Origin of the sequence: Pseudonocardia sp. KRD291, from assembly GCF_019263595.1 — a bacterium.
GTDB lineage: Bacteria > Actinomycetota > Actinomycetes > Mycobacteriales > Pseudonocardiaceae > Pseudonocardia.
Genome location: NZ_JADQDD010000231.1, coordinates 1 through 10,315, shown reverse-complemented (window position 1 = coordinate 10,315; position 10,315 = coordinate 1). Strand labels below are relative to the sequence as shown.

Genomic DNA, 10,315 nt, shown 5'->3' with positions numbered 1-10,315 from the left:
TCCTGCACACCCTGCCCACCGAGCGCGACGCCGGTCCGTTCGCCCCGCCCGGTGCGATCAGCCGGCTGCGCGACGCCCGCCCGGTCAGCCCCATGACCTTCCCCGACGGTCACGAGGGCTGGATCGTCACCGGCCACGACGCGGCCCGCCGGCTGATGGCCGACGCCCGGTTCAGCTCGCGCCAGGACATCGGGGTCCTGCACATGCCCTACGAGACGCCCGGTATGCCCGCCATGACCGAGCCGTCCCCACAGGTGCCGGGCCTGTTCATCGCCATGGACCCGCCGGACCACACCCGGCTGCGGCGCAAGCTCACCGGCGCCTTCACCGTCCGGCGGATGCGCCGGCTCGAGGAGCACATCGTCGAGATCGCGGAGCGGGCGCTGGACGAGATGGCGCGCCTGAGGCCGCCGGTCGACCTGGTGCGGGAGTTCGCGCTGCCGGTGCCCTCGCTGGTGATCTGCGAGATGCTCGGGGTCCCCTACGCGGACCGGGAGGGCTTCCAGGCCGACTCCGCGCGGTTCCTGGTCAAGGACCAGTCGCTGGAGGAGAAGGTGGCCGCCTACACCGGCCTGACCGGCTACCTGGCCGAGCTGGTCACCGGCAAGCGCGCCGCTCCCGGCGACGACATCCTGTCCGACCTGGCTGTCCAGGAGGACCTCGGCATCGAGGAGCTGACCGGGATCGCGTTCCTGCTGCTGCTGGCGGGGCACGAGACCACGGCCAACATGCTGGCCCTGGGCACCTTCGCGCTGCTGGAGAACCCCGGGCAGCGGGCCGAGCTGCGCGCCGACCCGGCCCTGATGCCCGGCGCCGTCGAGGAGCTGCTGCGCTACCTGTCCATCGCCGACATCTTCTTCCGCTACGCCACCGAGGACGTCGAGCTGGGCGGGGAGACCATCCCTGCGGGATCGACCGTCGTGGTCTCCCTGCTCGCGGCCGACCGCGACCCGCAGCGCTTCGACGACCCCGACACCCTCGACATCCACCGCACCGCCCGCGGTCACCTGGCCTTCGGTCACGGCGTCCACCAGTGCCTGGGCCAGCAGCTGGCCCGGATCGAGATGCGCGCGGGCTTCGACGCGCTGCTGCGCCGCTTCCCGACCCTGCAGCTCGCCGTTCCCGCGTGCGAGGTGCGGCTCAAGACCGACATGACCATCTACGGCGTCCACGAGCTGCCGGTCACCTGGACCGCGACGCCCCGGTGAGAGCGGCGCGCGCGGGTTCCCCGACCCGATTGCGGACCGGAGGTGTCCGCAAGACCTGCCAGGGTGGCCCCATGCATCCGAGACCCGCCACCGAAGGAGCGCACCGATGAGCCGCGAGGTCCAGGTCACCGTCGACGCCCGGGACCCGGGAGCGCTGTCGAGGTTCTGGCGCGAGGTCCTGGGCTACGTCCACCCCGGCCCGCCGGGCGTCGAGGTGCCCGAGGGTGCCGACCCGCTGGACGCGTGGGACGGCTTCCTCGCCCGGCTCGGCGTGCCGCAGGACCAGCGCAACACGCGGTCGGCCATCGAGGACCCGGACGGGCACGGCCCGAGGCTGTTCTTCCAGCAGGTGCCCGAGGGCAAGGTCGTCAAGAACCGCCTGCACCTCGACGTCCGCGCCGCTCCCGGGCTGACCGGTGACGAGCGGATGGCGGCGCTGGAGGCCGAGTGCGACCGGCTCGTCGTTCTCGGGGCGACGCGGGTGCGCCGCGACGACCCGGCTCCCCCGATGACCGCCGGGCACATCGTGATGACCGATCCCGAGGGCAACGAGTTCTGCCTGGACTAACGGGCGAGGTGCTCGCGGACCGCGGCCAGGGTGGCCGCCCGCAGCTCGTCCGGGCCCAGCGAGGCGTACGCCGACACGGCGTCGGCGTAGGCCTCCGGGTCGGTGCCCTCCGCGATCCGGCGGGCGCTCGCGCTCGACATCGTCCCGGCGAAGTTGCGGGCGAAGTGCAGCCGCTCGGCGAGCGCGACGAGGCGCGCGGCCGCGGTCGGGGCGCGGCCGGCGTCGATCACCGCCAGCCCCAGCACCGCCGCACCGCACCACGGGAAGCCGAACTGGAACGACGGCATCGGCACCCCCGGGTCGGCGAGGACACGTTCGAGCAGTCGTGGCAGTGCCCCGACCACGTCCGCGACGAGGTCGAGGCGTCCGTGGCGGGCGTGCGCGGCCACCGTCGCGGCCAGGACCTCGAGGGTGCCCGCCGTCGTCCCGGCGACGACGTAGGTCGTGTCCAGCTCGCTCAGGGAGGCGGCCTCGCGCCAGCGCGCCAGCCCGGCGTCGACGTCGCCCTGGCCGAGCACGATCTCGGCGTGCAGCGCCCGGAGGTAGCCCAGGGTGCCGGCGTCCGAGCTCTCCAGGTCGGTGATGGCCTGGGCGAACCGGTCGTAGATCCGCGCGGCCTCGCCGATGTCGCCACAGGCGAGGTGGGCCAGCATCAGCCCCCACTGCAGGTTGGCCGGATCGAACACCGGGCCGTGGACCTCCAGCACCCGCAGCGCCTCCTGCGAGTGGTGCCGTGCCTGCTCGGCCCGTTCGAGCTGCAGGCAGACGTCGCTCATCCGGGAGCGGGCGATCACGTGCATCCACGGCACGGCCGTCTCGTCGAACGCGTCCAGCGCCGCCTGCGCCGCCGCCATCGCGCCGTGCGGGTCGCCCTCGTACTCGCGCACGAAGCTGGACAGCTCGTAGGCCGCGCCGGTCGCCAGCGGCTCCTCGCCCTCCCAGAGCTCGTGCAGGGCCGCCGGACCGCCCGTCATCGCGAGCAGGACGGCCGCGACGGCGCGGACCGCGGTGTCGCCGGGGGCGGGCGGGAGCCGGCGCAGGGTGACCATCGACCGCGTCGCCCGCGGGCCCTCCATCGTGTACGTGCCCGCCGTGCTCAGCGTGGCGGCGGTCCGGACCACCTCGACGAACCCGGGGCCGGGCCGGTGGTGCGACAGCGCCGACGCGGTCTCCCGGGTCAGCGCGGCGACCCGCAGGGTGTTCGTCTCGGCGGTCCACAACGCGGCCAGCGCCGCCGTCGTCGCGGCGACGGTGTCGCCGTCACCGCGGGCCAGCCCGAGCCGCAGCGCCGCGAGCAGGTTGTCCTGCTCGGCGCGGAGCCGCTCGATGCCCGGCCGGGGTGCCGGCCCGAACGGCGCGTCGTGCTGGGCCGCACCGAACTCGCGGGCCCAGGCCAGCAGCCGCGTCGTCGCGGCGCCGGTCTCGCCGTCGGACTCGCGGTGCGCGGCGCAGAACTCCCGGACCGTCTCCAGCATCCGGAACCGCGCCCCGTCCGGGCCGTCGGAGACCTGCAGCAGCGACTGGTCGACCAGGTGCTCCAGCAGCGGCACCGCGTCGTCGTCGAGGACGTGCCGGGCGGCGTCGGCGGTGAAGCCGCCGGGGAACACCGACAACGTCCGCAGCGCCGTCCGGGCACCGGGGTCGAGCAACGTCCAGCTCCAGTCGACGACGGCGTGCAGCGTGCGGTGCCGGTGCGGGGCGTCCCGGCTGCCGCCGCGCAGCAGCGCGAACCGGTCGTCGAGCCGGCGCGCGATCTCGCCGACCGAGAGCGCCCGCACCCGCGCGGCGGCGAGCTCGACGGCCAGCGGCAGCCCGTCGAGGTGCCCGCAGAGCTCCGCGACGACACCCACAGGCAGCTCGACCCCGGGCCGGGCCGCCCGGGCGCGCCGGGTGAACAGCTCCACGGCCGTCGGCAACGTCAGCCCGGGCAGCGGGTACACCGACTCCGACGAGAGCCCCAGCGGCGCCCGGGAGGTGGTCAGCACCCGGAGCCCGGCACTGAGCGAGACCAGCGCCGAGACCAGCCCGGCGGCGCCGTCGACGACGTGCTCGCAGTTGTCCAGGACGAGCAGGGCCGGCCCGCGGCCGAGGGCGTCCACGATCGCGGCGACGGTGCCGTCGGAGGTGCCGACGAGCCCGGCCGGGGTGCGCCGGGTATCGCCGACGCCGAGCGCCGAGGCGACCTCCCCGACGACGTCGCCGTCGGCGGCGATCCCGGCGAGACCGACCAGGTGCACCGACCGCAGGTCGGCCTCCCGGCCCACGACGTGCGCGAGCCGGGTCTTGCCCAGGCCACCGGGCCCGATGATCGAGGTGACCCGGGAGCTGTGGACCAGGGCGAGGACGGCCGCGACGTCGTCGTCGCGGCCGAGCAGCGGGTTCGGCTCGTGCGCGACGCCGTGCCGCGCGGCGGGCGCCTGCCCGTCGAGCAGCTCGCGGTGCAGCGCCTGCAGCGCCGGACCCGGGTCGGTGCCGAGCTCGGCGCGCAGTGCCCGGCGGTGCCCGTCGTAGCGGGCCAGGGCCGAGGCCGGGCCGGCCGTCGCCGCCTCGGCCCGCATCAGCTCGAGCAGCACCTCCTCGTCGCGCGGGCGCTGCCGGGCCAGTGCGGCCAGCGGCTCGAGCGCCCGGGCGCCCCGCCCGAGGCGGGCCAGGGCCAGCGCCCGGCTGCGCAGCAACGACCGGTGTGCCGCCGCCGCGCCCGACCGCAGCGCCGACAGCGGGCCCTCGCCGTCGTCGGATGCGGTGCCGTCCCACAGGGCGAGGCCGGCGTCGGACTCGGCCAGCGCGCCGGCGTGGTCGCCCTCGGCGAGCAGGCGCGCACCGGTCCCGGCGTGGCGGTGCAGAAGGGCAACGTCGAGACCGGTCTCGGGTACGGCGAGGCGGTAGCCGGTGGGGGTGCTGGCGATGACCTCGGCACCGAGCTGCGAGCGGGCGCGGGAGACGAGCACCTGCAACGCCTTCGACGGATGCGCAGGGCGCTCGTCCGGCCACAGCACCTCGATCAGGCCTGCGGCGCTGACCCCGGCCCGTACCTCGCCGGCCAGCGCCGCGAGCAGGCCGCGCAACCGCGTACCGCCCACCTCGCGGCCGCGGAAGGCCACCGCGGGGAGCAGGACCAGCTCCGGCGGATCCGCGGCGCCCGGCGCGGGGCGGGCACCGTCCGCGCTGCTCACGCCGGGATCGTAGCGACCTTCCGCCCGCGCCGGCCGCGTGTCCGCCCGCGTGTCCGGGGCCGGGCGACCCGCCACGCCCACCAGATCAGCGGGATCTGCAGCGGCAGGCGACCGTAGGCGATCGCCTGCTCGCCCGCCGAGCGGTCCGACCAGTCGAGGGCCATCGCGATGTTGGCCGGGAACACGGCGACGAACAGCGCGGCCGCCGCGTACCCGCCGACCCGCCGGGTGCGCGGGACGGCGATGAGCCCGGCCACGGTCAGCTCGGCGAGGCCGGAGGCGTAGGTCCAGAACCGCGGGTCGCCGGGCAGCGGGCCGGGAATCATCGCGTCGAACGGGTCCGGGATCGCGAAGTGCGCGACCCCGGCGGCCCCGAGGAACGCGGCCAGTATCCGTGCCGCCCACGCCTGCCGGGTGCTCATGACGTCGATCGTCCCAGGCTCGTGGCCGGTTCGACGTCGAAGTCGCGCAGGTCGGCGCCGCGGGTCATCTCCCAGTAGTCCACGATCCGCCACGGCAGCGCGGAGACCACGCGTCCGGCGTCGTTGCGGTACCAGTTGCCCATCCCCGGATGGGTCCAGATCATCCGCTCGTGCGCGTCGTCGTGGCGGGCGACGTAGTCGGCCTCGGTCTCCTCCCGCACCTCGGCCGCGCCGATCCCGCGCTCCGACATCTGCACGAGCAGGTCGACGATGTAGCGGACCTGGCACTCGGCGATCGTGATGTAGGAGCCGCCGTGCCCGAGGACGGTGCCCGGCCCGCAGGTCAGGAACAGGTTCGGGAACCCGGCGGTGGCGATGCCCAGGTGCGCGGTGGCGTCGTCGTCGCCCCAGACCTGGGCGGTGGTGCGCCCGTCGCGGCCGTACACGTCCATCGGGTGCAGCACCTTGTGCGGGTGGAAGCCGGTGGCCAGGACGACGACGTCCGCCTCGACCTCGGTGCCGTCGGCGCCGCGCAGCCCGCGCGGGGTGATCGCGGCGACGGACTCGGGCACCAGGTCCACGTTCTCCCGGCGCAGCGCCGCGTACCAGCCGTTGTCGAGCAGCATCCGCTTGCCGAACGGCGGGTAGTCCGGCAGCGCCTTGCCCACCAGGTCCGGGCGGCCGTCCAGCTCGGAGGTCAGGTAGCGGGTGAACACGCGCCGGTGCCCGTCGTTGACCGCGTTCACCGACCGCTGCGGGTGCTCCCACCCCGGGTCCTTCTGCAACGCCGGGTGCACCCGGTCCCCGGTGTTCCAGCTCAGCCGGGTCCGGTACCAGAGCCGGTAGAACGGCACGTGCTCCATCAGGTGGTGCACGCCGTCGGGCACGGGGGAGAAGTAGACGTCGTTCGGCGCCGCCCACTGCGGCGAGCGCTGGAACACCGTCAGGTGCGCGACCTCGCCGGCGATCGCGGGCACGACCTGCATCGCGCTCGCCCCGCTGCCGACGACCGCGACCCGCTTGCCGGTGAGATCGAGATCCTGCGGCCACCGCGCGGTGTGGAAGATCGGCCCGGTGAACGTGTCCAGGCCCGGGATCGGCGGCACCTTCGGCCGGTTGAGCTGCCCGGTCGCGGTGATCACGACGTCGGCGACGAGCATGTGCCCGGCCCTGGTTCGGACGGTCCAGTGCTGGGCGTCCTCGTCGTAGACGCACGAGGTGACCTCGGTGCCGAAGCGGATCCGCGACCGCAGGGCGAACTCGTCGGCGACCCCGCGCAGGTAGGTGATCACCTCGTCGCGCTTGCCGAAGTGCGTCGACCAGGCGCGCGGGGCGAACGAGTACGAGTACAGGTAGCTGGGGGTGTCGACGCCGGCGCCCGGGTAGTCGTTCTCCAGCCAGGTGCCGCCGACGTCGTCGTTCTTCTCCAGCACCACGTGCTCGATGCCCGCGCGTTCGAGCTCGATCGCCGCCAGCATCCCGGACACCCCGGCCCCGATCACGATCACCGACGGCCCGGTGCCGGGGGCGACCGCGCGCACCGGCTCGTCGACGAAGCCCATGTCCCGCGCGGCCATCTCGCCGTACTCCGGCGGGACCGGCTCGCCGACGGCGAGGGTCATCAGCTCGACGAGCGCGTCCCCGGCCGGGGCGGGCAGTGCCGGCTCGTCCCCGGACAGGACGGCGTCGCACACCGCCCCGCGGATCTCCGCGGCCACCTCGGGGGAGAACCCGCCGCCGTCGTTATCCTCCATCCCGCGGCTGCGGGTGGGACGGTAGGGCTCGGCCAGCCAGCGGCGGTCCCCCGTGAGCTGCACGAGCACCGGAACGAGCGAGGGCAGGTTCGCGTGCTCCAGCGCGGCGGCCAGGGTCTCCCGGTCGGTGCCGGCCATCGGTTCCTCTTCTCGGATCGTCTAACCGTGGTTAGACGAGTCTGCTCCGAACAGCTCTTGACGGGCAAGCCCCGTGCCGACAGGCTGCCGATCCATACCTGACGACGGGTAGTCGGTTCGACGAGGAGACGACATGGCAGCAGCAGTGGCGGAGACGTCGGACCTGTCCACGGCGATGCGCACCACGGGGACCTGCCGGTACTTCCGGCCGGACCCGGTGCCCGACGAGGTCCTGCACTCCGCGTTCGACGACGCCCGCTTCGGCCCGCAGGGCGGCAACCGCCAGCCCGTGCGTTGGATCGTGGTCGCATCGGCGGAGCGCAAGCGGGCGCTCGCCGAGCTGTACCTGCCGATGTGGAAGGGCTACCTCGAGGGCGTCACCGGCGGCACGGTGGAGGCCAACGCCCTGCCGCGCACGGTCGCCGACGCCGACCGCTTCGCCGAGCACCTGGCCGAGGTGCCGGCGATCGTCGTGGTCTGCGCGGAGCGCTCCGGGCTGCACCCGACCGACCACGAGCTCGGCCGGCTCTCCGTCGTCGGCGGCGCGTCGATCTATCCGGTGATGCAGAACCTCTGCCTCGCGCTCCGCTCCCGGGGCGTCGCCTCCGCGGTCACGACGCTGCTGTGCCACCAGGAGCCCGCGGTCCGCGAGCTGCTCGAGATCCCCGAGGAGTTCATCACCGCCGCGCACATCGCGGTCGGCTACCCGGAGAAGGGGTTCCCGACCAAGCTCGCCCGCACCCCCGTCGCCGAGGCGGTGTCGTCGGAGACGTTCGGCACCGCGCTCTTCCCTCGTGCACACCCCGCGAGCTGAGGACCCCCGTGGACCTCGCCCCGCAGCACCGCAGCCCGATCGGGCGCGCGACGCTCGGTGACCAGCTGCGCCGCCACGCCCGCACCCGCCCGGACAAGGTCGCCGTCGTCGGCTACGACACCGACGGGACCCGCACCGAGACCACCTACGCCGAGCTGGACCGGCGCGCGAACCGGTGGGCGCACCTGCTGCGCCGCCTCGGCGTCGCGCGCGGTGACCGGGTCGCGTCGATGGCCCGCAACTCGGTCGAGGTGATCGCCGCCTACTACGGCACGCTCAAGCTCGGCGCCGCGTTCACCGGCGTCAACGGGCTCTACCGGGTGCGTGAGGTCGCCCACCAGCTCTCCCACGCCGAGCCGGTCGTGGTGCTCACCGACCCGGCCTTCGCCGAGGTGGTCGCCGCCGCCGCGCCGGCCGGGACGCTGCGGCTGGCCTACGGCGCCGCCGCCGACTCCGCGCTGGCCGGGGAGGCGGACATCGAGCCCGACTCCGACGTCGACGAGTCGTGTGTCGCGATGGTCGTCTACACCTCCGGCACCGAGGCCGCGCCGAAGGGCGTGCTGATCCCGCACCGCAACTACCTGATCTCCACCGCGCCCGCCTGGAGCTGGGGCGTGAACACCGGCCCGGACGACACGTGGCTGTTCGTGATGCCGTTCCACACGATCGCCGGGCTCGGCTCGATGACGACGCTGACCATGATGGGCGCGACGCTCGTGCTCCCGTCCACGGTCGAGCCCGGCCCGGCGCTGGAGATGATCGCCCGGGACCGGGTCACCGTGATCGCCCAGACCCCGACGTTCTACCTGGCCCTGACCGGGCAGCCGGGCTTCGGCCCGGACTCGGTCGGGCAGGTCCGCCGCGCCATGACCTACGGCGGGCAGGTCGCCCCGCACGCCGTCGACGCCTGGGCCGCGGCCGCGCCGCAGGTCGTCTGGGGCACCTACTGGGGCCAGTCCGAGCTCTCCCAGCTGGGCACCGTCGGGTGGTTCCGCACACTCGACGACATCCCGGGCGGCGACCCGTCGTGGATCGGGAAGCCGGTCACGCACCTGGAGACCCGCGTCGTCGACGCCGAGGGCGCCGATGCCGAGGTCGGGGAGCTGATCTGCCGCTCGCCGTCGGTGATGCTGGGCTACCTCGGCGACCCCGAGCGCACGGCCGCGGCGCTGCGCGACGGCTGGGTGCGGACCGGGGACATGGTCCGCGTCGACGCCGACGGGAACCTGTTCTTCCAGGACCGTCTCAAGGACATGATCAAGTCCGGTGGGATGAACGTGTCCTCGCAGGAGGTCGAGCGGGTGCTGCACGCCCACCCCGGCGTGTTGCGCGCGGCCGTGGTCGGGATGCCCGACGACTACTGGTCCGAGGCGGTGACGGCGTTCCTCGTGCCGCGTCCGGGGCAGGTTCCGGACCCGGCCGAGGTCGTCGCGTTCTGTCGTGCGCAGCTCGCGGTGTTCAAGGTGCCCAAGGCGGTGCACGTCGTGGACACGCTGCCGGTCGACCCGCAGGGCAAGATCCTCAAGCGGGAGCTGCGACGGCAGGGGGCGCCGGGTCCGGTCCCGGGAGTCACGTGAGCCCCGAGCGCCGGCCCGCGACGGGGGAGACCGGGGCCGCCGTCCCGATGAGCCGCGACGCGCGGACCCGCAGGCGGCGGGAGGAGATCGTCGCCGCCGCCGCGCGGACGTTCGCCGAGCAGGGCTACGCCTCGGTCGGGATGCGCGAGATCGCCGACGCGGTGGGGGTGCGCGGCGCCAGCCTCTACCACCACTTCCCGTCCAAGGAGGACATCCTGCACGCGGTCTGCCTGACCGTGACCCGGGAGCCGAACGAGGAGAACCTGCCGCTGCTCGACGCCGCCGGTACCCCCGCGCAGCGGCTCGTCGCCCTGGTCGGGGGCCACCTGCGGCACCTGCACCGCCGGCGCACCGAGCACCTCGTCGGGCTGCACGAGATGGCCGCGCTGACCCCCGCGCACCGCGCCGAGATCGACGGGTACCGCCGCCACTACCAGCGCCGGGTCCGGGACGTGATCGCCGCCGGGATCCGGTCCGGCGAGTTCACCGTCCCGGACGCGCGGCTGGCCACGTTCGCGGTGCTGGACATGCTCAACGGGCTGAGCAACTGGTTCCGCCCCGACCGCGACCTCGATCTGGACACGGTGGTCTCCGGCTACGTCGACCTGGTCGTGGTGCGGATGCTCGGCGCCTCCCGTTGCCCGTCGCCGTCGCCTGAGCA

At 74.5% G+C, this 10,315-nt stretch carries 8 protein-coding genes; 5 read left to right on the top strand and 3 right to left on the bottom strand.

What is annotated here, in order from left to right:
- Positions 1 to 2: 2 nt before the first annotated feature.
- Together I4I78_RS24700 and I4I78_RS24695 are read left to right on the top strand one after the other, a co-directional pair.
- Positions 3 to 1,208, top strand: a complete 1,206-nt coding sequence (locus I4I78_RS24700; protein ID WP_218613877.1) for a cytochrome P450 — start codon at positions 3 to 5, stop codon at positions 1,206 to 1,208.
- A gap of 106 nt (positions 1,209 to 1,314) precedes the next feature.
- A complete protein-coding gene (locus tag I4I78_RS24695; RefSeq protein ID WP_218613876.1) occupies positions 1,315 to 1,776 on the top strand; it encodes a VOC family protein in 462 nt (153 codons plus the stop codon).
- Here I4I78_RS24695 and I4I78_RS24690 read toward each other — a convergent pair.
- The 3 genes from I4I78_RS24690 to I4I78_RS24680 are packed head-to-tail and all read right to left on the bottom strand — an operon-like array spanning position 1,773 to position 7,263.
- Positions 1,773 to 4,949 (bottom strand): BTAD domain-containing putative transcriptional regulator, encoded by a 3,177-nt coding sequence (locus tag I4I78_RS24690; protein WP_218613875.1) that lies wholly within the window; start codon positions 4,947 to 4,949, stop codon positions 1,773 to 1,775. The two genes, I4I78_RS24695 and I4I78_RS24690, sit on opposite strands and share 4 nt — an antisense overlap.
- The gene (locus I4I78_RS24685) at positions 4,946 to 5,371 is read right to left on the bottom strand and encodes a MauE/DoxX family redox-associated membrane protein (RefSeq protein WP_218613874.1); all 426 of its coding nucleotides are present in this window, start codon (positions 5,369 to 5,371) and stop codon (positions 4,946 to 4,948) included. The genes I4I78_RS24690 and I4I78_RS24685 overlap by 4 nt, the downstream gene beginning before the upstream one ends.
- Entirely contained in the window at positions 5,368 to 7,263 is a 1,896-nt protein-coding gene (locus I4I78_RS24680) for an NAD(P)/FAD-dependent oxidoreductase (protein WP_226380372.1), read from the bottom strand. The genes I4I78_RS24685 and I4I78_RS24680 overlap by 4 nt, the downstream gene beginning before the upstream one ends.
- 133 nt (positions 7,264 to 7,396) lie before the next feature.
- Here I4I78_RS24680 and I4I78_RS24675 point away from each other — a divergent pair, with 133 nt between their 5' ends.
- The 3 genes from I4I78_RS24675 to I4I78_RS24665 form a co-directional block, all read left to right on the top strand.
- Positions 7,397 to 8,077, top strand: a complete 681-nt coding sequence (locus tag I4I78_RS24675) for a nitroreductase family protein (RefSeq protein ID WP_218613873.1) — start codon at positions 7,397 to 7,399, stop codon at positions 8,075 to 8,077.
- Positions 8,078 to 8,085: 8 nt separating this feature from the next.
- On the top strand, positions 8,086 to 9,654 hold the full coding sequence (locus I4I78_RS24670) for a class I adenylate-forming enzyme family protein (RefSeq protein ID WP_308252334.1): 1,569 nt from the start codon (positions 8,086 to 8,088) through the stop codon (positions 9,652 to 9,654).
- Positions 9,651 to 10,315, top strand: a 665-nt coding sequence (locus I4I78_RS24665; protein ID WP_308252333.1) for a TetR/AcrR family transcriptional regulator, incomplete at its 3' end; no start/stop codon positions are given. The genes I4I78_RS24670 and I4I78_RS24665, both read left to right, overlap by 4 nt.

Excerpts from the sequence above, each read along its gene's own strand:
- I4I78_RS24695 (WP_218613876.1), top strand. The coding sequence starts at position 1,315 with ATGAGCCGCGAGGTCCAGGTCACCGTCGACGCCCGGGACCCGGGAGCG.
- I4I78_RS24685 (WP_218613874.1), bottom strand. The coding sequence starts at position 5,371 with ATGAGCACCCGGCAGGCGTGGGCGGCACGGATACTGGCCGCGTTCCTC.
- I4I78_RS24680 (WP_226380372.1), bottom strand. The coding sequence starts at position 7,263 with ATGGCCGGCACCGACCGGGAGACCCTGGCCGCCGCGCTGGAGCACGCG.
- I4I78_RS24675 (WP_218613873.1), top strand. The coding sequence starts at position 7,397 with ATGGCAGCAGCAGTGGCGGAGACGTCGGACCTGTCCACGGCGATGCGC.